General features: G+C 42.7%; 15 protein-coding genes. 12 read left to right on the top strand and 3 right to left on the bottom strand.

Annotated elements, in window-relative coordinates; all coding sequences use genetic code 11:
* The first annotated feature begins 61 nt into the window (after nt 1-61).
* The 5 genes from ACZ5NL_RS04365 (at nt 62) to ACZ5NL_RS04385 (ending at nt 13,476) form a co-directional block, all read left to right on the top strand.
* Nucleotides 62-6,007 carry a right-handed parallel beta-helix repeat-containing protein gene (locus tag ACZ5NL_RS04365; RefSeq protein WP_464843120.1) on the top strand — a complete coding sequence of 1,982 codons (5,946 nt, stop codon included), beginning with the start codon at nt 62-64 and terminating at the stop codon, nt 6,005-6,007.
* An 82-nt stretch (nt 6,008-6,089) separates the two neighbouring features.
* The gene (locus tag ACZ5NL_RS04370; RefSeq protein ID WP_464843121.1) at nt 6,090-7,232 is read left to right on the top strand and encodes a M20 metallopeptidase family protein; all 1,143 of its coding nucleotides are present in this window, start codon (nt 6,090-6,092) and stop codon (nt 7,230-7,232) included.
* Nucleotides 7,233-7,420: 188 nt separating this feature from the next.
* Nucleotides 7,421-9,265: a hypothetical protein gene (locus tag ACZ5NL_RS04375; protein WP_464843122.1), complete on the top strand. Its 1,845-nt coding sequence runs from the start codon at nt 7,421-7,423 to the stop codon at nt 9,263-9,265.
* A complete protein-coding gene (locus ACZ5NL_RS04380; protein ID WP_464843123.1) occupies nt 9,156-13,040 on the top strand; it encodes a S8 family serine peptidase in 3,885 nt (1,294 codons plus the stop codon). Before ACZ5NL_RS04375 ends, ACZ5NL_RS04380 begins: the two co-directional genes overlap by 110 nt.
* 136 nt (nt 13,041-13,176) lie before the next feature.
* Complete coding sequence (locus ACZ5NL_RS04385) at nt 13,177-13,476, top strand: DUF424 domain-containing protein (RefSeq protein WP_464843124.1); 300 nt, start codon at nt 13,177-13,179, stop codon at nt 13,474-13,476.
* On the opposite strand, the gene ACZ5NL_RS04390 is transcribed toward ACZ5NL_RS04385, so the two are convergent.
* Nucleotides 13,471-14,178 carry a hypothetical protein gene (locus ACZ5NL_RS04390; RefSeq protein ID WP_464843125.1) on the bottom strand — a complete coding sequence of 236 codons (708 nt, stop codon included), beginning with the start codon at nt 14,176-14,178 and terminating at the stop codon, nt 13,471-13,473. The two genes, ACZ5NL_RS04385 and ACZ5NL_RS04390, sit on opposite strands and share 6 nt — an antisense overlap.
* Nucleotides 14,179-14,276: 98 nt before the next feature.
* Between ACZ5NL_RS04390 and ACZ5NL_RS04395 the strand changes: the two genes are divergently transcribed.
* From ACZ5NL_RS04395 to ACZ5NL_RS04410, 4 genes are all read left to right on the top strand, one after another.
* Nucleotides 14,277-15,434, top strand: coding sequence for a 60S ribosomal export protein NMD3 (locus ACZ5NL_RS04395; RefSeq protein WP_464843313.1), 1,158 nt, complete (start codon nt 14,277-14,279; stop codon nt 15,432-15,434).
* A gap of 46 nt (nt 15,435-15,480) precedes the next feature.
* On the top strand, nt 15,481-16,548 hold the full coding sequence (locus ACZ5NL_RS04400) for a DUF1464 family protein (protein ID WP_464843126.1): 1,068 nt from the start codon (nt 15,481-15,483) through the stop codon (nt 16,546-16,548).
* Between the two features lie 46 nt (nt 16,549-16,594).
* Nucleotides 16,595-17,923 (top strand): CoA-disulfide reductase, encoded by a 1,329-nt coding sequence (gene cdr / locus ACZ5NL_RS04405; RefSeq protein WP_464843127.1) that lies wholly within the window; start codon nt 16,595-16,597, stop codon nt 17,921-17,923.
* Between the two features lie 64 nt (nt 17,924-17,987).
* Entirely contained in the window at nt 17,988-18,539 is a 552-nt protein-coding gene (locus tag ACZ5NL_RS04410; RefSeq protein ID WP_464843128.1) for a DUF998 domain-containing protein, read from the top strand.
* Nucleotides 18,540-18,624: 85 nt separating this feature from the next.
* On the opposite strand, the gene leuS is transcribed toward ACZ5NL_RS04410, so the two are convergent.
* Complete coding sequence (leuS, locus tag ACZ5NL_RS04415; protein WP_464843129.1) at nt 18,625-21,501, bottom strand: leucine--tRNA ligase; 2,877 nt, start codon at nt 21,499-21,501, stop codon at nt 18,625-18,627.
* Nucleotides 21,502-21,746: 245 nt separating this feature from the next.
* Between leuS and ACZ5NL_RS04420 the strand changes: the two genes are divergently transcribed.
* The 3 genes from ACZ5NL_RS04420 (at nt 21,747) to ACZ5NL_RS04430 (ending at nt 23,352) form a co-directional block, all read left to right on the top strand.
* Entirely contained in the window at nt 21,747-22,124 is a 378-nt protein-coding gene (locus ACZ5NL_RS04420; RefSeq protein WP_464841843.1) for a hypothetical protein, read from the top strand.
* 50 nt (nt 22,125-22,174) lie between these two features.
* A complete protein-coding gene (locus ACZ5NL_RS04425) occupies nt 22,175-22,552 on the top strand; it encodes a hypothetical protein (protein WP_042697605.1) in 378 nt (125 codons plus the stop codon).
* Between the two features lie 98 nt (nt 22,553-22,650).
* Nucleotides 22,651-23,352: an IS6-like element ISPfu5 family transposase gene (locus ACZ5NL_RS04430; RefSeq protein WP_011011653.1), complete on the top strand. Its 702-nt coding sequence runs from the start codon at nt 22,651-22,653 to the stop codon at nt 23,350-23,352.
* Here ACZ5NL_RS04430 and ACZ5NL_RS04435 read toward each other — a convergent pair.
* Complete coding sequence (locus ACZ5NL_RS04435) at nt 23,273-23,791, bottom strand: hypothetical protein (RefSeq protein ID WP_464843130.1); 519 nt, start codon at nt 23,789-23,791, stop codon at nt 23,273-23,275. The two genes, ACZ5NL_RS04430 and ACZ5NL_RS04435, sit on opposite strands and share 80 nt — an antisense overlap.
* Between the last annotated feature and the right edge of the window lie 38 nt (nt 23,792-23,829).

A 23,829-nucleotide genomic window follows, 5' to 3' on the forward strand; every position in this document is an offset into this window, starting at 1 on the left:
TATAATTCAAACTTTCTAAAATCAGGAAGTTACTTGATCCCAAAATGGGAGGTCAAAAGATATGAGAAGGGCAACTTTGTTTTTGGTTGTAATATTGCTTTGGTCTATAGTGCCTACAAGTGCAATATCTGTTTTAGCAGAGCAAAATCGAGGCCCAATAGAAATTGCAGGGGATGATGGTTTCACCCCCGAGAATGGAGTCATTGAAGGCAGTGGTACTCTAGAAGATCCATATGTAATTGCAAATTGGATTATAAATGGCACCGGAAATTGGGCTGGTATTGTGATAAAGAACACAAGGGCTTACTTTGTTATCCAAAACGTGACTGTATATGGGTCAAACTACGGCATATACCTCGAGAATGTTAGTAATTTCGTTGTCAGAGATTCTGAGATTTTAAACGTGAGAGACGATGGAATAGAGATACAGGAGTCAAGCAATGGGCATATCACCAACAATGTTATCCACAATGCATCCGTTGGCATTAAGTTTACTGACTGGGATGGGGCAATCCACTCCCCGAATACTAACATCACGGTTGACAGCAATCACATTTTTGACATGCGGTGGTACGCGATAGAGATCGGAAAGCTCAGCAAGAACAATGTGATAACGGGGAATACCATCGAAAACACTCAGGATGACGGTATTTTCATCTGGAACGCTGTAGAGGGAAATATTATAACGCATAACTCCTTTGAGAACACCACAGAAGCGGGCGTTTACGTGGGGTATACCCTCAGTACGGAGATATCTTACAATACGTTCACTAACATCCATGGTTACGCCATTGGACTTAACCGGGCCAATTACACTGTGGTTCACGATAACATCATTAACAACTGTACTGGACAGGGAATATACGTGTACGATCTTACTGGGGTTCAAATTTATGATAACCACATCTCAAACGTTCAATCTGATGGTATTCTGACCTACAAAACTACTAGCTCCATTATAGAGAATAACAAAATAGTAGATAACGGCTTTGGCATTTACCTTCAGGGCAATTCTTCAAACATAACCGTTCGTAACAATACTTTCGAGAGGAACAGGTACAGCGGAATATCATTGAACGATGCCCACAATAACTTAATCTCGAACAACACAATCCTAAATACGACGGAGGGTGATGGGATATACATATGGAATGCCACGGGGAACGTAGTTAAGGGGAATTACATTGAAAATACGGGCGAAGATGGTGTTCAGCTACAATTTTCACCCAACAATAAGATTATTGAGAATTACATTGATCACGGCAATGCAGCAACAGCACAGGGAATAGACGCTCATCACTCCCCTTACCTGTTAATTTCGGGGAACACGGTAACTAACGCCAACAATGGCATGTACCTATTCTTAAGCTCTCACAACAGCAACATAACCGAGAACACAGTCCTTAACAACGGGGCAGGGATAGTAATTGACGGATTGGAGAACATAACCATTTCAGGGAACATTCTCACGAACAACTCCCGCCAGGGTATTGTTGTCTCAGGCTCGTCATCCATAAACGTTGGAAACAACAGGATCGAGCATAGCGGGTACAATGGTATAGAGTTCTACAACGTGCATGGTTCAGAAGTTGTTTCTAACGTATTCACCCAGAATGCTGGAGCTTTCCAGGCGGACAATTCCACGAACCTGCACATTGCAAACAATATCATGGTGTCCACAAACTCGGGAGTTGTTTTCAGGTACGGGACTAGAGATTCCCTCGTAGAAGGCAACTTAATGCTGGATAACGAGAAGGGCTTCTGGATTTGGGAGTCCGACAATAACACTTTCGTCAACAACACGATTAAAGACAGCACATGGACTGGAGTTTTCATCCACAACTCTTATGACAACATATTCTACTTGAACCACTTCGAAAATTCACAGAACATAATTCTCGAAGATTCAATGGCCCGTTGGTACTCCCCAGAACCAATATCCTACGATTATAACGGAACAGACATCATAATCCCAGGAACGCAATTTACCAGCTACATTGGAAACTACTGGAGCAATTATATAGGAAGAGATACTAACGGAGACGGAATCGGAGAAGAACCTTATTACATTGACTCGAATAATTACGATCCCTATCCAATTTCATACATGATAAAGCCAATAGTCCTAACTGATCTAGTTAAAGAAGTAACAAACACATCCGCTATCTTCAGCGGCACACTTTTAGATACTGGAGGAAGCACTTCTGTCAGAGTATGGTTTGAATACGGAACTTCTGCGGATAATTTAACCCAGATAAGCCAATATCAAGTGTTATCAACTGAGGGGCCATTTGAAGTTGCTATCTTTGATTTAAGTCCGAACACTACGTACTACTTCAGAGCAGTTGCAGAGAACGAAATAGGAACCGCATATGGAAGGACATTAAGCTTTACAACACCATTAATCGGAAATTACAGCACTTCCCAAAAAGGACCAGCAAGTGATTTAGTAAGAATTACAACTACGACTTCCACAGAGGATGGAATTATTAAAACTGCAAACGGAGAGTTCGATATCTTCCTTTGGAGCATTGGTGGGGCAGCATTCCAAGACTTACCATCAGAAGTCGTTGGAAACTTGCTCTTGATCAAGACTCCACGCCTTTATTATGACCTGGAAGTTAACCCAGTGCATGACGACGATAATCCATACTTAGTCACAGTAAATGGAAAGAAGTATTTCAACCCATTCGCAATTAGAGAGGTTAGATACGCATTGGACTTCCTTCTCAATAGAGAATATTTCGTGCAAGAGTATCTCGGTGGTTATGGACAGCCAATGCTCGGTGGCATAAGACCAAGCACGGGCGCAAACGCATATTTCGAACCAGTTTACAGTGCCCTAGGTTTGACCCCACAAGGAAATGAGAACAAGGCCCTAATAATGATCGAAGACGCCATGCAGAAAGCAGCCCAAGACTTGGCGACACAAGGATACACGTTAGAAAAAATCAACGGCACATGGTACTTCGAAGGCGAACCCGTCACAATAAAAGGCGTTATTAGAATTGAAGACACAAGATACCAAATCGGTCACTACGTTGCTGACATGCTCGAAAAAGCTGGATTCAAGGTTGAAAGGCTTGAAATGGATAGAAGGCAAGCAGGAGCGACAGTTTATGGAAGTGACCCGAAAGAATACAAATGGGGCTTCTACACCTCCGGTTGGCTTTCAACAGTCAACATTAAGTGGCCTGACGACTACACTGCATGGTGGTATGCAAGCTGGTACGGATGGTTACCATCACCATCTGGATGGGAGATGCCAAGAGAAGACTTGATAACAGTCAAAGGGCTCGTTGAAGAACTTGGAGGAAGTGAAGCAACAATAGTCGCGCTTCAGTTAAAATACTACAATACCACTGAAAAACTTATGGAACTCTACAACATGACCACAGAAGAAATCACAAAAATGCTCGTTCTTGGTAGTGTTGAGTTTAATGGCAAGACTTACGAGATGGAAGAGGGTAACGTTGACCAGTACTGGGACTTGCAAAAGATCTCAATGGCCTTAGGTGTTAGAGACTCACAAAAAGTCTTCCTCGTCGAAACCTGGGAATACTTCCCAGTCAACAAAGAGAGACTCCTTAGCATTGCAGCAGATGTTTCCACAGGACTACAGACAAGGTGGAGCCTAACCACCGCAGAAACCCCAGATAAAATCACCAGAGTAAGTTGGTTCTCATCAGAAAGAAGACTTTTCACGAGCGCATTTAATCCGATTGGAGGCATGAATATACCGGATCTCTATAGCGCTTATATATGGGGACTAGTTTATGATCCTGCAATGTATACCGACTTGACTACTGGAACATACATCCCAGTTAGATGTGAGTATATTGTAGAGAGGGGTAATATTACAGTACCAAGCGATGCAGTAATCTACAATTCCACAACTGACCAATGGGTTGTTGCCCATGCAGGAGAACCTGTTAAAGCCAAAATAACTTACAATTGTAAACTAAGCAACTGGCACGATGGAGAACCGATGAGCATTACAGACGTTAAATACATGATAGCATTCTATTACGAATGGACAAGCAAAGACAGTGAAAATGACCCATACTATGACGACAAACTTGCCTCTAGGATGCAGGGCATTCTTGCAAATATTAAGGGCATAGAGTGGGTCGATAATGATACTTACGTAATTTATACGGACAATGTACATCCAATTGCTGATGACGTTACTGCCAACATGAACGTCTTCTGGGCTTCACAACCATGGCAACTCCTCTACGCAGAGAGCGAACTCGTTGCCAAGGGAGACGAGTACGGAGCATCACAGAAGTACTCCTTCAGTGAGGAGGCCGAAGGTGTCGCACAGCTCGACCTTCTCGTGAAAGACCACGTCGCCGACTTGAAGAAGGTTCTTGAGGCTTTGAAGGCTAAGAAGGCCGTTCCATCCGCAATTGCTGATGACGTTAGCGATCCAACTGCTGGTTACGACGCAATAATCAACTGGATCAACAGCAAAGGACACGCTGTGATAAGCAACGGTCCATTCTATTTGGATTACTATGATCCAAATACCCCATTAATAGAATTGAGAGCGTTCAGAGATCCAACGTATCCGTTCACACTAGAGGAAATCAAACAAATGATTGGCATGGGTGATTACAACCCGCCGAACATCATGAACTTCAAAATCAATCCGACCACGGTGGATGTTGGGAACGCAACTACGATTTCCTGGATGGTTAGTGATGACAGTCAAATAACGGAAGTTTCCCTTAGCATAGAACAACCCAATGGCACTGTAATTACAGAATCATTTGATCCCTCATTAAGCGTTTATTCGTACACTTACAATGTCTCTGAGGTGGGCACGTACACTGCCACGGTGAGGGCTGTTGATAAGTGGGGCAACACTAACGAGGTTTCAATGGAATTCTATGGGCAGAAGGTCATCGTTGAGACTGTTATAGTAAATGAGACTACCACCAATGTAACCGTTCAAGAGGAGGATTTGGAGTTGGGTATTGATGTTAATGAGACTTCAGTTTCCAACGAGACGCAGATTGTCATCAACGCCACGGTGACCACAAATGAAGATGAGATCATAAAGGAAAACGCTAGCAGCCTTGCTGTTGCTCCTGTAGTGGCCAATACTACCGAGAATGAGACTCAATCCGTAGCGGCGGTTAAGTATGTGGTGGTAGACGTCTCAACAACCGATGAAAATACTACTGCAGAGGATGTTGTCGAGAAATACACTTTGAAGGTAAGTTATGATGAGGGAGAGCTGGGCACTATTGACGAGAGCACTTTGAGCCTTTACTACTGGAATGGAAGTGCTTGGATTAGGGTCGTGGATTACATTAACAGCACGATTCCCAATGGCCCATTCGTGTACGATGCGGGGGTCAACACGGTGGAGAATTACGTGTGGGCTGTTGTGGACCACTTTAGTATCTATGCTCTTGGTGGTGTGAGCAAACCAATAATAAACATAACATCCCCCGAGGATAGGACTGAATTCTACACTAACACTACTGCAAACGTTACAATAGCATGGGAGGCTGAAGATAAACTTGGTATTGACCATTACGAGATTAAGCTCAACGATGGGCCTTGGATAAAGGTAGGTGGTGACAAGTACACGTTCTATGATTTGCCAGAAGGCGAATACACAGTATACGTAAAAGCCATAAACCTTGCAGGGCAATACAGTGAAGCAATTGTAACATTCAAAGTTATTGTCCTAACAGCAGAAGAACAAAAAGAAATTATCGAGAAACTGAGAGAATGGGAAGAAGCTTACTTCATGTACATTGACATGTTTGAAGAAGCCTACACTCAGGCGAAAGAACTTGGGATTGATAATGAAACATTAAGTTTAGCCTTAGAATACAAACAAGTTGCACAAGAGTACTACCTCCAAGCAAAAGAATTAGGAGACACTCCTAAAGCAGTTCCGTACATGAGACATGCAGTAGTGCGGATGAGGAAGGGATATGAAGTGTTGGAACAAGCAATAAGACAGAAGCAAAAGACGAAAAAGTAATCCATCTATTCTTTAATATCTTTATTTTTAGTCCAGAATAATTTAAGTATCTTAAAAAACAAAGTAAATAGTGGTGATCATTATGAACCCCCTTGAAGAAGCCCTCAAGATTAAAGATCAGATAATTGCTTGGCGTAGAGACTTTCACATGCACCCTGAGCTCGGCTACGAAGAAGATAGAACTTCAAAAATTGTTGAGGAACACTTGAGGGAGTGGGGGTACAGAATAAAGCGCGTTGGCACTGGGATAATAGCTGATATTGGAGAAGGCGAAAAAACCATAGCCTTAAGAGCCGATATGGATGCCCTGCCAATTCAGGAGGAAAATGATGTTCCGTACAAATCAAAAATTCCCGGAAAAATGCATGCTTGTGGTCATGATGCTCATACTGCAATGCTTCTCGGAGCGGCAAAGATAATCTCCCAACATAGGGACGAGCTTCCCAATCGAGTAAGGCTCATTTTCCAGCCCGCTGAGGAAGGAGGAAACGGAGCACTTAGGATGATCGAAGGAGGAGCTTTAGAGGGTGTCAATGCTATCTTCGGTCTCCACGTATGGTCAGAACTAGAAAGCGGTGTTATTGGAATCAGAGAAGGCCCGTTTATGGCCGGAGTTGGGAGATTTGATATAGAAATATTTGGCAAAGGAGGACACGGGGCTTCCCCGCATGAAACCGTTGACCCCATACCAATAGCAGCCCAGACAATTTTAGCTTTTCAAACGATCATAAGCAGAAACCTAAATCCCTTAGAGAGCGGCGTTGTCAGTATAGGTTCAGTAAAAGCCGGAGAAGCATTTAACGTGATTCCAGAAAAAGTCTACATGACCGGAACCTACAGGTTTTTCACATCAGAAACAAAAGTGCTAATCGAAAAAAGAATCAGAGAAATCTTGAATGGCATCACTTCTGCCAATGGTGCTTCTTATGAACTTAAGATAGTGGAAGTTGGCCCTCCAACAGTTAATGATCCCAAGATGGCAGCTTATGCCAGGGAAAGTGCCCAAAGGCTGGGACTAAAAGTAAGAGAAGTGCCAAAAACAATGGGGGCAGAAGACTTTGCATTCTACCTTCAAAGAGTGCCAGGGACTTTTATAGCACTTGGGATTAAAAACGAGGAGAAGGGAATAACACAACCTCACCATAGTCCAAAGTTCGATGTGGATGAGGATGTCCTCCCCCTTGGAACTGCACTGGAAGTCGGATTGGCTTTTGGGAGGATTTAGTCTTTACTTTGGTTTTTTAATTTTATAGACTATTCAAAACTTGTTGGAATATCTGCATAGTTCTTGGCTTACTGTTGTTTATACGTTATCAATCAACAACATACATTGAAGAATAATTAAAGACATTGGAAAACATATTTACACTATAATGCCGAAATGCTTATATCGATGGACATTATAATGATAAGATGAATTATCTCACAGGAGGGATAATAGTGAAGAGAGCGCTAAGTATAGTTCTTTTGTTTATACTAGGGGCCTCGCTAATACCCTTCAGCTACACTTCAGCAAACAAACCATTCACCGCCGTCAACTATAGCGTTACCAAAGTTTCCCCTGAACCAAAAGAAACAGAGAATACTCCAATAAGCCCTATTGACAAGATAGAGCCAAAGCTACTAGAAATTTTAAAAAACAAAAAAGAAACAACCCAAAATAATTTAGGAATACTCCTAATACACATAATATCCAGAGATGATATAACAAACAAATTAAAGGGAATAAAAATACACGGTAAAGCGAGACTACTAGACAATTATGTATACTTAGCAGAGATACCTTTAAAACGAGAGAGTATCAAGAATCTCCTAAAGGTAGCTTCAATTCCCAGTGTTGAAGCAATAACTAGGACAAACCCGGTAGAACCAATAGATATTTACAAAAACGAAGAAAGCCCATCAAACTGGATTAAATTGCCCAAATCAAAATTTGCTGAGAGAGCTAGAAAAATAAAGCCAAGAGAATCCCTTGATGGAAAGAGGGTCTTGTCTTTCAAAGAAGCCCTTTCAGGAAAACTTAGGGCTCTAAGAGAAAATAGCCCAGCAATCCAAGGCGAAGCCAAACTAGCCACCCAAAATATCAAAATAGAAACACCACCACAGCCCTCTGATTACTTTGCTATCTATCACCATGGAGCCTGGAGTACTTGGTTAGACCTTGGAGTCACTGGAAAAGGAATTAATGTGGCTGTAATAGACAGTGGTGTTGATTTTGGAAACCCTGACCTCCAAGACGCCTATGCTATAGAGACCAATCCAGATTCACCATACTATGGATGGCCAATAGCATTTGATGGTAACTCGATGCTATACTATCTAATCTTTGGAGCTACATTTGCCGATTTTGCAACATTCTCTGGATATCTGTCTTCATGGTATGCCAACACAAGCTATCCAATTGAACCTTACCCAGTGTATGGATATTTCGGAATTGGTTACAAAGGAAACTACACCACAGTATTCACATCAATGAGCCTTGCTAATATCCCAGATGATAATGAAAGAGCCCAACTAATTAACAACACACTTGGATGGATCGGAAATGTGAGCAATGTTCTTCTAGTGGACGACGATGGTGGGGATATACTAGAGCTATTTTACATGAATGCTTTAGATTCCTTGGGAGTCAGCTACACATATTATGAAGTGCCAAATGAAACATCTAATGGACCAAATGCCACAACATTAAGCAACTACAGCCTTGTTATATGGTTTACAGGAGCCACGTATAACAACACATTAACCAACGCAGATATAGGAAATCTTACACAATACTTGGAAAATGGAGGAAAGTTGTGGCTTATAAGCAGCGACTACCTATACGATGGTGGCCTTGATAACACCACCGTAAAGTACAACTTCACAATTAATTATCTCCATGTTTCAGGTGCAATAGAGGACTATCCAGTGCCCACTGTAATTTATGACTATGCTGGAAATGCCTACTATGGAGGGGAAATTTACCAAGGACTATGGGAGAGCCCCACTGATCTAAATGCAGACTACCTCATTCCAGACGAGAATGCAACAATATTACTCATTGGCTACACCGTTTATGCATGGGATCCCCAACTTGGAGGTTATTACTATGATATCAAACTCCCATTAGATAAAAAACCTCACCATTCCAACAACAAGTGGAACTATGAAACTTGGCCTTCATCCCGACTTAGCTCTCTGGTACGACTGGTATGGTGGATTTGTATTAGTAACCGATCCAAACACAAACCAAACTTACGATACAGTTTATGTTGACTTGGCTCCTTCTGTAGTTATCGACTTCAACAAAGATGTTGGGCACACGAAGGACAACCCAGTAGTCCAACTGGATTTCTGGAATACATTTACTGATTGGTTTGGCCAAGATGGTTATGCAGACCTTTCTGGAGGGTTGATTTACTTCATATCCGATGGACAGACTCCAATCCCATATTCCGACAAAGTTGCTGAAAGGTGGGGAATCCCACTGAGAATCCCAGAAAACGGAGGACTAGTAGCGTTCATGATTGGCACCGTTTACACTGCAGGTGGCGACCATGGCACATTATGTGCCGCTGCCGTGGGTGCAAGAGGCAGGACATTCTTTGGCCTTACTTTCGGTAATGCAATTGATGCAAAAATTATTACAGAAGGTTCCTTATACCAAGGGGGAAGCTATATAGACTACCTCCATTTTGCTGTTGAGGGTTATGATGGAGTTGTAGGAACTGGGGATGAAGCCTTAGTAGTAAGCAACAGCTATTCAGTATCTGCCGATACTCAAAAGGGATTCAGCTGGTATGAAAGATACCTCTACTGGTTAACAACCATGTACGCTCCGAATACTGCATTCCTCTTTGCGATGGGCAACGGAGGACCAGGATACGGCACAACCCATAGGTATGCATCTTCACCAGGAGTAATAGGTGTAGGGGCAGCAGTAGAATTTGGATATAGAGCCCTATTTGGATACGATGATGGTCCATGGGGCTATGAATTAGCAAACTACGGAGATGTCGTGTGGTTCTCCGACAGAGGCCCCAACGCAATGGGAGGAGTAAAACCAGATGTAATAGCTGTAGGAGCCTACGCCCTTGGAAGTCTCCCTGTTAATTACGTAGGAGATGGCTTCTGGGCTGCTGACCTATGGAGCGGAACAAGCTTAGCTACGCCAATGGCTGCAGGTATTACGGCTTTAGTTTATGAGGCCTTCTATCAAGCTCATGGAAGATGGCCTACTGCTCAAGAAGTAAAAGAAATCCTGATGAATACTGCAAAGAACGTTAATCACGACGTATTTAGCCAAGGAGCAGGGTTCTTAGATGCATACAGGGCAGTTAAACTAGCAATGAGTCATGAAGGAATTAGAGTTTCTCCGTCCTCATGGCAAGCAGGTAAGAGCGAATACCCAATGTTCGCCAATGTGCTCTATCCAGGAGAAAGTGCTTCCAAGACATTTACAGTAGAAAATGTAAATCCAAATGAAAGTGTGAACATTGAAATATCCGCCGAGATCTTCCAAAAGATCGGAGAGGTTGAACTGGACGTTGTGGGCAATTCATTCGCCTATTACCCAATAGGAAGCTTAATACCTAATGGAACTGATTTAATGAAGGTGACCCTCTACACAAACTACCAATATTTCGACACTAATGGGAATTATTCATCGGATGCTTATCCATGGTTCAGGATATTTGACGTCACTTACGTAAATGACACTCCAACACTTAATTTACTCCAACAAGGCCTTAACGAAGGAACTACTACATGGGCAGCCTTAGGAAACCCACTAGAAAAAATGCATGATGACTTGTGGGTACAAGTTAGAGATATCTGGAGGTACTACGGAAAGACCGATACATATCCAGCAAAACTCAAACTCGAATTCTATAAGAGAGTCCCATGGCAATGGGTAGCCTTGGATAAGAACACATTAACTGTTCCTGCTGATGGAGTAACCACCTTTACAGCGACTGTTACAGTGCCAGGGGATGCCAAATTTGGAACCTATGGGGGAGCTATCTACCTTAAGTACGATGAATATGAAACAGTTATCCCAATAAGCGTTGTTGTAGCATCCCCGACTCCCGAATTCAGCTTTGGAGGGGACTCAAATGCCACTGGCATCTATGACAACAGCAATGTTTATGGAGTATTCGACTGGGGATGGAGATACGAAAGCGGAGACTGGAGAGTATTCCACTTCAATGTGCCAAAGGTAGATGAAAACACTTATGTTTTGGCTAGTGTTGCTTGGGAGCAAGAGAAAACTGACATAAACTTGCATCTACTCGGTCCTTCAGTTGATGAATGGAGCATGAACTATCCAGAACACTACGGACCTTACACTCTAAAAGAAATAGCGAGAAGTGATGATGGCTACGTTACAGCAGGCTTATTTGTACACCAAACAACAAGCGGTGGCAACGAAGAACTAATAGCCGCAAAGGCAATTCCAGGTCTAAACGCCCTATTACTCCACAATGTACTATTCGGAGGAAACAAGAGCTATGATACATTCACTGGAAAAGTAGGACTTGCAAGGCTGTATCCACAAAAATGGATAGAACCTCTAGAGAGCAAGACTGGGCAAAAGAGATTTACACTCGAACTTCCAGAATGGGCAGGTGAAGTATTAGTTTCAGCATTTGGATTTAGTGTACCGCTAACATTCGAAAATGTTATGGCCCCCCCAACTGATTTCTCAGACTATTACACTGTTAACGTAACTAACTCTCCAATCCTCGACGTAGAACTTACTAGCATTTGGGACGACTTAGTAGGCCTAGATTTAGATCTATTTGTCTACTACAACGCAAGTGGAACTTTAATAGAGGTGGGAAGTTCAACTACATCAACATCAGATGAAAGAGTAACAATTAACTTCCCAGAACCCGGCCAATATGTAATTGAGGTTAACTCATGGAGCAATCCAGCCCCCGGAGAAGCCACCTACAATTTAAAAGTCACAACAATACAAGGGACATCCATACAGGTCAAAAACGTAAAAGAAGAAAACGGAGTTTACCATATCGATGTTGCTTACAATCTAACAGAAGAGGAACTAAATTCAACCCTACCCCTCCAAGGTATGATGCTAATTGGGACAACCAAAAATCCACTTTTATTCCAGGTACCAGTGACCTTAGTCCCCACTCCCTACGATGTCAAAGTAGCAGGAGTTGCAACCAACAAAGTGTATTCCCTTGACAGTACATACAACATAACAGTATACTTAACAAACGAAGGTCCTTACAATGCTACCAATGTGGAGGTAACTCTACTAAGAGACAATGTTCCTACTGATATTAAAGTGTTAGTTCCAACTATTGCAGTGGGCGAAATTTACAATGTCACGTTCAATATTCCACTGAAAGAAACTACACACCATACCTACAAAGTTGTTGTAAACGCCCCACATGACGTCAACATGGAAAACAATGAGGCTATTGTTCAGATAAGACCAATAAACTTAGCGGAGATACAATCAGAGCCCAATGTGCTAATGCTCGAGAGTTTAGGGAAAGGGTGGATAACCTTCATCAATGAATTACCAGGAAGATACTACGTAAAGCTTAATGGAGAAACAGGAACAAGAATTACATTAGCGTTTAAACTTCCAGCAGACACATTAAGCTATACTGTGGGAGGAAAAGTAATTGGATATAAGGAGATCAAAACAGAAAATGCAATAGTCCTCTACGTTGAAACAGTTACATCATCTCCAGTAGAGGTATGGGTAGAATATCGGACTCCTTCAATGATAATAAATACACTCAGAAACATTGGAATGTTCTACACATGGCAGTACACAAAGATGCTTGAGGAGTACGAGAGATTAATAGCACAAGCAGAAGAGGAAGGCATTAGCGATGAAATACTAATAAAAGCAGAAGAGCTTAAGAAAGCTGCAGAAGAGGAATATCAGAGAGCTCTTGAGATCTCTCCAGGATCAATATACAGAGGATTAGGCGACCCAAGGGTATTCATGCATCTCAGAAAAGCGTATTTATTCCTAAAAGAGGCAATTAAGTTATTAGAAAGTCCTTAAGTCTTCCAACTCTTTTTACTATTTTCCTAACTTTAATTTTTCCTAAATGGTGGGCAATGTACAAACAAATTCTCAACCTCTAGATTTCAAAGAAAAAGTTTTAAACGCTCCGCTTGTACTCGATAGGGGGAGGTAAGTGAAAATCTACGTCAAAGTTTACCGCGTCCAGGGAGAAGTGCTTGTAGCAGCATGCGATGAAGAGCTTCTCGGTAAAACGTTTAGGGAAGGAGAGCTTAAATTGGAAGTAAAAGAAAGATTCTACAAAGGCGAACTTAAAGACGTGGATGTGCTCGAAGAGCTTTTAGAAGAGGCCACAATTGCCAACCTTACCGGTGAAAGGTGTGTAAAAAAGGCTATTGAATTGGGCTATATTGACAAAGAGAGGGTTCTCTACATTCAAGGCGTCCCACATGCTCAAATGGCAAAACTGTTATGAAGAGATGCACCATGGGGAATACTTAGCAACAAGGGTGGTGTTCTCGATATCCACCACATCCAAAACATAGAACACTTTTCTTCCCTTAAATTCCTCTATAATGGATGAATTAACAGGAATTGCAAAACGCAAAATTCTATCGGATGCAGGATAGTAAAAAGCCATCTCCCTTACTCTCATCTCCTTCTCAGCTGGATCACAATAATACAAAGCATTAATTCCAATAGTATATTCTGTTCCATTAATTTTAATTGGCGGGGGAGTCCGCACAATCACTAAAGGAGAGTAATAAACGGCAGCATTCTCTGGGAGGCCCCAAAGTTCTTCAATGGGAACTTCTACAATTTTTCCAGAAGTTCCATTAAGGCAAGCAAACTTTAAATCAGATCCATTTTCGGAGCGAAATTCTATAAATTCTCCCTCTAAACATGAGAGGCTCTCATTTGATTTGAGGGTTTTTATTGTATACATCGTTATCTGCTTAAAATTCAACGGAGGCAATTGAAGGAGGGGAATAGTTTTCCGTGGAGGCATGTCTCCAGTATAGTACTTCTTTTCCTCCCAAAAAGGAGTGGTCTTAGACTCATGCAACTGGTGTGTGTCTGTGTTCTCACCTGAGGAGTCGTGAGGATAGAACCAAAAGTAAAATAGTGCCGAGAAAGCAACAACTGAAATCAAAACTAAGAAAATCCATTTGTTCATATGTACCCCTTTGGGTTTTATACTAAATTCCCAAAAAGCTTTTTCTTGCAGAGGTTAAGTTTTTAATCATGAAACCTCAGCTAGTAGTGGTGAGAGAGATGAGCGAGAGATTTTGCTATAGGTGTGGGATTAGCGAGAATGAGGGAGGGCCGCTGATAGATGGCCTCTGTCAGGTTTGTTTTAGAAAAGAGAATCCCGTGCTTCTCATGGAAGATGAAATAAACACTGAGCTATGCCAAAACTGTGGAAGCTATAAAGTTAGAGGGACATGGGTTGATCCAAGAACTTACGAACTTGAAGAGCTCATTTTTGAGGTAGCTGATACCGCCCTTGTTGAAAACCTTCTCCTTGATGAGAGGGTTAAAGACGTGAGAATAGTTTCCAAAGATGAGCTTAAAGAAATAAAAGAGGTCCCGGTAGGAGTGGCGTATGTGAGTTTTGAGCCTATTGAGTGGCACATAGAGTACTTCCCAGCAATAATCATCTATGAAGTGGAGATTAGAGCGAGAATTCATGAAATGCAGAGGGAGCTACACCATGAGAAGAAGAAGGTAACAGTTTATGTACGACAGACGGTTTGTCCAAGATGTCAGAAATTCTTAGGAGGTTATTTCGAGGCAATTTTACAGGTGAGGGCAGAAGATAGAGAGCTAACAAAAGAGGAGAGAGATAAAATCTCCAAGCTCGTTGAAGAGAAAGTCGATGAGATCATGAAGCGCGACAGAATGGGCTTTATTCAAGATACCGTAGAAAAGGAAGAAGGTATAGACTTCTATATGGGATCAACAAGTGCTGCAAGAAAGCTTGCCCAAGCGATAAGGGATAGATATGGGGGGAGCATAAGCGAGGCTTATCAGCTAGTTGGCCAGGATAGGATGACAAGCAAGGAAGTTTACAGGACTAGTGTTAGCGTCAGACTTCCAAAGTTCAAAAGGGGAGATATAGTCAGTGACAAAAGGGGAAACGTTTACAAAGTCGAGGAAGTAAACGGGAAGGGGATCCTGCTAAAAAACCTCACCACACACAGAAATGAGCATAAAGACTGGAAAAGCGCAAAGAGAGATAGGCTCGATACAATAGAGCACGAGAGGATTGAAGCTATGGCAACGAGTTCGACCCCAAGAGAAGTCCAGTTTATGGATATGAGCAGTTATGAGATATTTGAACTCGAAAAACCAGACTTTGAAATAAAGGAAGGAGAGATCTACAGGCTCGTTAGGGTTAAAGGGAAATATTATATTGAGGAGAAAAAGTAAGATAAACTTTTTTAGGCTTTTTCCTCTTTTCTGTTCGGGTGATAAAATGAGGGTTATAGGCGTAGATCCGGGCACAAAGAGTTTCGACATTATTGGCCTTGAAGACGGAAAAATAAAGCTTGATCTTAGCTTCCCAAGTGAGGTAGTTGCAGAAGAGCCAAGCAAAATCGTCAAGGCAATAGAAGAATTCAACGCAGACCTTATAGTGGGGCCCTCAGGCTACGGAGTTCCGCTTAAGCACATAAGCGAATTAACTGAAAAAGACCGCTTTGAGATGACGCTTGTTAGAGAGGAAGAGATGAAAGAGATACCGGTTCTCATTGGATTGCAAAAGATGGTAAGCGAGATGGCTGAAAAGAGCATGAACGTGTGGTTTATTCCCGGTGTTATACACCTTCCAACTGTGCCAGAGTGGAGAAAGTACAATAAAGTAGATATGGGAACCGCAGACAAGCTTGCCATAACCGTTCTTGGCATTTACGATCAAGCTAATAGGCTCAGCGTTGATTATTCCGATGTCTCCTTTGTCCTCCTCGAAGTCGGCTTTGGCTACAACTACGCTGGGGCTGTTAAAGACGGGAAAATAGTTGATGGAATCGGGGGAACAATATTCCCTGGACCGGCTTACGTCAACAGCGGCGCTTTAGATGGAGAAGTGGCTTATCTGATTGGGGAGCTCAAAAAATGGCACCTTTTCTGGGGAGGAGCAAGCATAATAGCTGCAGAAAAAATACTTCCTCCAGAAGAGTTCGCAAAACGCCTAGACGAGGAATCCTTTGCCAAGGCTTGGGAAGCCATGAAAGAGGGATTTTTAAAAGCTGTGGCAAGTGAATTGGCAGTACTTAAGAAACCAAAAGAGATAATTCTCTCTGGGAGACTAATGAGGATAGACGAACTCAGAAAAGATGTAAAAGATCTTTTTGAAGATCGCTTTGGGCTACCTGTAGTTAAGCAGAAAGGGCTTGAAGGAAAGGCGAAGGAAGCGGCTCAGGGAAGTGCGGTAATTGCAGATGGTCTGGCAGGAGGAGAGTTCAAAGAGCTTGTTGAGCATGTTGAGATAAAGAAGAGTTACGGAAGCGTCCTCGACTATGTGAAACTTCCCTTGAATATTTGATTTTCATTAACTTTTTTAACCTTAGGTTTACAACCCTTCTTTGGTGATGCTTATGAAAAAAGTAGTGATAATAGGTGGTGGAGCAGCGGGAATGAGCACTGCATCAAGGGTGAAGAGGTTAAAGCCTGAGTGGGATGTAAAAGTGTTTGAAGCAACTGAATGGGTAAGCCACGCTCCATGCGGTGTTCCTTACGTCGTTGAAGGGATTTCCCCAAAGGAGAAGCTCATGCACTATCCACCAGAGTTTTTCATTAAAAAGAGGGGAATTGACCTGCACTTGAATGCAGAAGTGATAGAAGTTGAACAGGGAAGCGTGAGAGTGAGAGAAGAAAACGGAGAGAAAACGTACGAATGGGACTATTTAGTTTTTGCAAATGGTGCCTCTCCCCAAGTCCCACCAATAGAGGGTGTGGAACTGAAAGGAGTCTTTACAGCAGACCTACCCCCAGATGCAGTTGCAATAAAAGAGTACATGGAAAAAAACGATGTAAGAAACGTTGTGGTAATTGGAACTGGCTACATAGCCCTTGAAATGGCCGAGGCGTTTGTGGTTCAGGGAAAGAATGTCACCCTTATTGGCAGAAGTGAGAGGGTCTTGAGAAAAACCTTTGACAAGGAGATAACCGATATAGTAGAAGCAAAACTCAGAGAACACCTAAACCTTCGTCTGGAGGAAGTAACCCTTAGAATTGAAGGAGAGAATAGGGTAGAAAAGGTAATCACTGATGCAGGGGAGTATAAAGCCGACCTAGTTATCATAGCCACTGGAATAAAGCCCAATACTGAGCTTGCGCGACAGCTGGGGGTTCGGATAGGAGAGACTGGAGCAATATGGACAAACGAGAGAATGCAAACGAACATTGAAAACGTTTATGCTGCTGGAGACGTTGCCGAAACAAAGCATTTGATTACTGGCAGAAGGGTATGGGTGCCATTGGCCCCACCGGGCAATAAGATGGGCTACGTAGCGGGAAGCAACATAGCGGGTGTTGACATAACCTTTCCAGGAGTTCTTGGAACGGCCATAACCAAATTCATGGATCTTGAAATTGGGAAAACCGGGCTAACAGAAGGAGAAGCCCTAAAAGAAGGATATGATGTTAAGACGGCATTCATAGAGGCAAGAACAAAACCCCATTATTATCCAGGCGGAAAGAAGATATGGCTTAAAGGGATAGCTGACAAAGAGAACGGAAGGTTCTTAGGCTTACAGGCAGTTGGAGCAGAGATACTTCCAAGAGTGGATGCTTTTGCAGTAGCTTTACAAGCAGGATTTACAACAAAAGACCTCTTCTTTGCCGATTTAGCCTATGCACCACCGTTTGCCCCGGTTTGGGACCCACTGGTAGTTCTAGCAAGGGTTTTGAAGTTCTAGGCTTTTTTCTTAATTTTAAATTTCTCCAAAAAACCTTATTTAGGTTAAGTGCCAAGTCAAAACCATGAAAGCAATAAATAAAGCCCCCTGTTTATATCTGGCGTATCTCTCAATAGCAATACCTTTAATATCAATTGCAATAGCAATACTTCTCTCAGATTGGTTCAGTATCACAAACAACGCCCTAAGCGATCTTGGACATGCCACAAGAAGCTCCGTTGCGCCGATATTTAACTTTGGTTTAAGTCTCGGAGGGGCTCTTATCATATACGTTTCAGCACTGTGCATATACAAAACCAGCAAAGCTTTTTCTGCCGTGGGATTCTTAGTTGGGTTTACGCTAATTCTGGTGGCTGTTTTTGATGAAATCTACAGGGGACTGCACTTTAAAGTCTCGGTGGCGTTCTTTCTCTCCCTTGCAGTATTCCTAGTCGCCTATGGGGTCTACTTTAGAAGTTATTTGCCTATTCCTGCTCTAACAGTTGCGATACTGGCGTGGCTCATTCATTTTGCGTACAATATTCCAGAGGGAGTAGCAATCCCAGAGCTCGTCTCTGTATTTGCAACAGCCCCGTTTTACATCGATACGATAAAAAGGCTTCAAGCAAACTCATAATTTCGAATTTTGAGCTTGGTCTTTAATGCCGCTTTTCTCCTTTTTAGAATATTCTTAAGAGAAAAAGAGGTAGAAAAGCTAGAACTCACTCCACAAATATTGCAGGCTTCATCGGCATTGCCTGCTTCTTCTTTCCGCCCTTGTCCTCCTCTGGGTTTATGATTATTTCCAGCCCAGTCTCGCGTTCTATGAAGGCCTTTGCCTGCCTTAAAGCCTTCTCCTCATCGATGCGCTTGAGTTCAAAAGCTCTCTCCTTGACAAGCTTTTGAATCAGCTTTGAAACTTCCTTGCCACGCTTTCTCATCTCTGGGTCTTTCATTACTTCACTCATCGCTGCCTTGAAGTCCTTCTTCTCCGCAACTATTTCTGCTACTCTCCACTTCCACTCTTCGGCTGTGTAAATGTAGGCCCTTCTTGCATTTTCAAGCTTTGCAACGCTGATTATCTCCTTTATGTCCTCTATGAGCGCTTTGATGTACTCTTCCTCGAGTTCTATTGTTTCATTCCACCACTCTTCAACCGGTTCAGGCCATTTCGCCAAACTTACAAAGCCATCTCCGCCAAGCTTCTTCCAGAGTTCTTCAGCTATGTGTGGTGTAAATGGGGCCATTAACCTAACCCATACATCCGCAAGCCTTCTTAAAGTTGCTCTCTTCGCATCGTCATCCCTTCCTTCCGTTCTCCTCATGTACCATCTTAGGTCATTCAGTATGTTGTAGAAGGCCCATTGAACAGCTGTTCTTGTTCTAAATTCTTCTAAAGCCTCAGTGGCGCTTTTTATGGCCTTGTTGACTCTGTGGAGTAGCCACTTGTCGATGTCCATCAGCTCAACATCTTTGTCTTCATAAGTTGCAAATTCCGTTATCAGCTCGTAGAACCTCTCTATCTGCTTCCTTAATTTGCCTACTTCGCTTCTCTTCCAATCAAAGTCGCTGTCGTGCTCTGCAAGGCTCATTATGTAAAGTCTAACCACATCTGCTCCATTTTCCTCAATGGCATCGATAAAGTTGAGGACGTTCCCTTTGCTCTTGCTCATCTTCTGCCCTTCGAGGGTTCCAAAGCCGTTCACCGCTATGCCCTTTGGCCAGTGCTTCTTCCTGAAGATAGCCACATGGTTGAATATGAAGAACGTCAGGTGGTTTGGAATTAAGTCCTTAGCCGAGCATCTCCAGTCCAGCGGGTACCAGTATTCAAATTCTTCCTTCATTTCTCTTATAACTTCCTTTGGAATGCCTGTTTTTTCGCTTAGCTGCTTTTCTTTTTCCTCACTGAAGTTCTCAAGGAATATGTAGTCAAAAACTTCTGGGATTAGCTGTTCTCCTTTAATGCCATACTTATTTACGGCTCTGCCTATGGTGTAGTAAGCCATGTAAATTGTTGAGTCGCTCAGACTTTCGATCACCCACTCCGGATCCCACGGCAAAGGAGTTCCAAGGCCGACTTTTCTCGCGCAGGCTTTCTTGTCGAGCCACTCTATTATGGCTTCAAACTGTGCCCTTCTTGACTCCGGCAGGATTTTCATTTGCGCCAAAGCCTCTCTTGCTTTTGCCTTCCATTCTGGGTTTCCGTAGTCGATAAACCATTGGTCGTGGATTATTTTTATAACCGCCCTGTTTCCAAACCTTGAGATGACGTTTTTGTCCGAGAATTCATACATCCTGTCAGCTACTCCTTTTTCGAACATATCCTTAGCTACTAGCTCCTTTACCTCATTAACGGGTTTTCCTTTGTAGGGCTCAATCTTGAAGACACCCTTGTGGTATTCAGCTTTGTAGATGTTTTTTGTGGCCTGTTCAAGTTTTTCCACATCTTTTTGGCTCTTTACTCCAAGCTTTTCACTCTCTTCAACAGCCGGAAATTCACCATAACCCTCCAACTCAATCAGGGAGATGTAGCTTATGTTTTCAACGATCCTTGGATCAATCTCGTATTTCAATAACAGCTCAGTGTTCTTCTTTATGTCCTCTAAGGCTGCATGATCGAAGGGTGCATGTGCAGGAACGCTCATGACTACTCCGGTAGCGTTATCTGGATCAACGAACTCAGCAGGCAAAATAATTACCTCATCTCCAGTTACCGGGTTCTTGACCCACTTTCCAATTAACTTCTCTCCCTTGAACTCTTCCAGAACTTCAATATCCTTATCTTGGAAGCTCAACTTGTAAGCGGCTTCCTTGCTTATTATCCATTTCTCTTCCTTGTCTCTGCTCTTAACTCTGGCTTTCACGTAAGTTGCCTCGGGATTTAACCACATGTTGGTTACTCCGTAAACGGTTTCGGGCCTTAGAGTTGCTGCAGGTAGATAGTAAACTTCGCCTTCCTCTTCAAGAACGAACTTTATCAGAATGTAATCCAGTATCTGTACATCTTCTCCCTCAATCAGGTCGTGATCTCCCAAGGGGGTTCCAACAACCGGATCCCATCTGACGTAGTGGGTTCCCCTAACGATCAACCCTTTTTCTTTTAACCTCAAGAACTGCCACTCGATAAACTTACTGAACGGCGGAAAGAGCGATGTCGTGTGGAATTCTCTGCTCCAGTCAACACTAAAACCCGCTCTGATAAAAGTCTCCTTTGCGGCCTTCATGAAATACTTAACTATATTCACTGGATCTTCAAATGTCCATAGAATATCCTCTGGAACTTTGTAGACATCCCTATAAACGTAGATTGTCTGGGGGTCTCTATGCTTTATTCTTTCCGCTATCCCGACTATTGGAGAGCCGGTTATATGCCACGCCATTGGGAACAAAACATTGTATCCCTGCATTCTCTTGAACCTTGCAATAACGTCCGGTATCGTGTAGGTCCTTGCATGCCCCACGTGAAGGTGGCCTGACAAGTAGGGGAATGCAACCGTTATGTAGAACTTTGGCTTCTTTTCATCTATCTGAGGTTCGAATACCTTCTCTTCCAGCCACTTCTGCTGCCATTTTTCTTCAATAGCCTTGAAATCTACCATATCCTAACCTCCCTGATGTTGTTAAAGACGTCTTTTAAAAGAGTTTGCACCGAGGAAAAAGACTTGGATTTACGTCTAGGGGGATAGCTAAGTTGATCAGCATAAGAGGAATACCAACTTGTGGAGAACTCGATCCCCCCTCATAAGCATCGCCCTTTATCTTGGCATTGGGATATTTAAATCTTTTGGATATGATGGGCGTGTTTATAGTAACCTTTATTAGGGTTTTTGCTGAATTCTTTCGGGTGGTTGTCGTGATCCCCAGATGGGATCACAGACTCAAAGACCCTGAAAGCGTGGCATTCGCAATTCTTGACGTTTTAGCAGACTTCGAATCAGAAGGAAAGCTGAAGAACCTGCCAAAATCCAAAAAATTTCCAGTAAAAACAATACTGGCAATACTCCTCTTTAAACAATACTACAACCTACCTCTCAGAGACGCCCAGCACTACGGCAGAAAATTCTTCGGAGCAAACATTCACTACTCAACCCTCCACAACTGGGAGAAAAAGCTGAACCTCGAAGAACTGACAAACCACCTCCTGAAAAAACTCCAGAAATTACCCTACGCCAGCACTCAAGCAGACTCAACCATTATTACAAATAAAAAAAGGGCAGGATAGAAGTTCAGGCAATAACGAGAATCCTGCCGGGTTTACTGTATCCGGTTGCTGTGAAGATCACAACTTCTGAGAACGAGCTGATTGAACTCCTGCCGGGGGGTTCTGGGAATTTTTATGCTGATGGGGCTTATGATTCAAAGAAAGTTCTGAACACTGTGGTGGAAAAGGGTTATCGGCCGATTGTTAAGAAAACTAAGAACGCTCCAGGTGGTTTTGGTAGTAAGAAGAGAGACAGAGTGTTTTCTGAAGAAGAGTACAGGCGTAGGAATCCTCATGAGGGGTTCTGGGGTGCGTTTACAACGTGGTTTGGCAGTAGGATCCCCTGTTTTCTGAAAAAGACTACTGTAACCCGAATCCTGCTTGGGGTAATGTGTTATGGTCTGAAAATCCTCCTCAGAGTCAAATACTGTTTAAATAACAGGGGGTGAAACTAAACACGCCCTGGATATGATGAAGGACACTGTCAGGATAAGCAGTGGGACGTTAGGTTTAAGTTTCTGATACCTCTTCAGAAAAGGGGAGAGAAATGAGGACTGAAACCATTATTTACTTACTGGTTTCAGTCTTAAAAACCTTTCGCCGGAACAAAATCCCAGCAAAAAAGAAAACCAGGGCAATAAACCTGTACCTGCACGGACTAAGTTACAGACAGGTAGGAACAATCCTCGAAATCAGCCACACAACAGTCTGGGAAACAGTCCAAAAATTCGCGAAAGCAGTTTACCAGCCGAAAATCCTCGCAGTCAAAAAACAGAGAAACTTCATCGCAATTGACGAGACAGTGATAAAGATCAACGGCCAGAAGAGATTTCTCTGGGCTGCAATCGACGTTGAGAGCAAAGAAATCCTAGCAGTATGGATTACAAGCGTTAGGAACTGGTGGATTGCCAGGGACTTCATTCTAGTTGTTTTGAAATCCTGCGAGGGACAGCCAATTTTCCTGGTTGACAAAGGGCCGTGGTATAAATCAGCGTTTAAATCTCTCGGGCTGGATTATCTGCATGTGACTTTCGGGCCGAGGAACTGTGTTGAGCGCTGGTTTAGGACTGTTAAAGAGAGAACAAAGCGTTTCTGGAATAACTTCAGGGCTAGAGACTGGAGGAGGGTTCACAGGTTTGTTTTTCTGTTTTCATTCTGGTATAATTTTGTTAGAATTCATTCTCGGTTTGGTGGACCGCCTGGTGATGTGACTGAATGGCTTCAGGAGGTGATACCCCAGTTATCCTGACAGTATCATGATGAAGAGTTAAAGGCATTGCTTCCATTTCAGCTTCCTTCTTCCTACTTTCAAATTCTATGAAAACAGCTTTTGAGTATTTTGTCACAAATAACAAAACTAAGAAAAGTACCAGTACTGCTAAACTAAGAGCAATTAAATGGGCGGGAGTCTTATCGAGGAGTATGCCAACGAGACCATAGCCTATGGGGATTATTCCCTGACTCATAACTTCCAAAACCGAAAACAGCCTCGCCCTATATTCCGTTGGAACAAGCTGCTGGAATTCCACGTTTAGTGGAGTGTTCACGAAGACATTTGAAATCCCCATTAAAACCGATACCAAAGCAATTGCACCAAACATTCTCCAGCTGGGTCCCAAAAAGAATGCAATGCTTTGTGGAAACATTAAAACGGCAAAAATCAACAGTAGAATTGTTTCAACTATCAAACCTTTAACTAAAAGGTTCTCAGCCTTTTTCTTTGCAA

This window comes from Thermococcus aegaeus (genome assembly GCF_055393685.1).

Coding starts and splice junctions, on each gene's coding strand:
- ACZ5NL_RS04390 (WP_464843125.1), bottom strand. CDS start 14,178: ATGAACAAATGGATTTTCTTAGTTTTGATTTCAGTTGTTGCTTTCTCG.
- ACZ5NL_RS04430 (WP_011011653.1), top strand. CDS start 22,651: ATGAGGACTGAAACCATTATTTACTTACTGGTTTCAGTCTTAAAAACC.
- ACZ5NL_RS04380 (WP_464843123.1), top strand. CDS start 9,156: ATGAAACTTGGCCTTCATCCCGACTTAGCTCTCTGGTACGACTGGTAT.
- ACZ5NL_RS04375 (WP_464843122.1), top strand. CDS start 7,421: ATGAATTATCTCACAGGAGGGATAATAGTGAAGAGAGCGCTAAGTATA.
- ACZ5NL_RS04370 (WP_464843121.1), top strand. CDS start 6,090: ATGAACCCCCTTGAAGAAGCCCTCAAGATTAAAGATCAGATAATTGCT.
- leuS (WP_464843129.1), bottom strand. CDS start 21,501: ATGGTAGATTTCAAGGCTATTGAAGAAAAATGGCAGCAGAAGTGGCTG.
- ACZ5NL_RS04365 (WP_464843120.1), top strand. CDS start 62: ATGAGAAGGGCAACTTTGTTTTTGGTTGTAATATTGCTTTGGTCTATA.
- ACZ5NL_RS04400 (WP_464843126.1), top strand. CDS start 15,481: ATGAGGGTTATAGGCGTAGATCCGGGCACAAAGAGTTTCGACATTATT.
- ACZ5NL_RS04410 (WP_464843128.1), top strand. CDS start 17,988: ATGAAAGCAATAAATAAAGCCCCCTGTTTATATCTGGCGTATCTCTCA.
- ACZ5NL_RS04395 (WP_464843313.1), top strand. CDS start 14,277: ATGAGCGAGAGATTTTGCTATAGGTGTGGGATTAGCGAGAATGAGGGA.
- cdr (WP_464843127.1), top strand. CDS start 16,595: ATGCTTATGAAAAAAGTAGTGATAATAGGTGGTGGAGCAGCGGGAATG.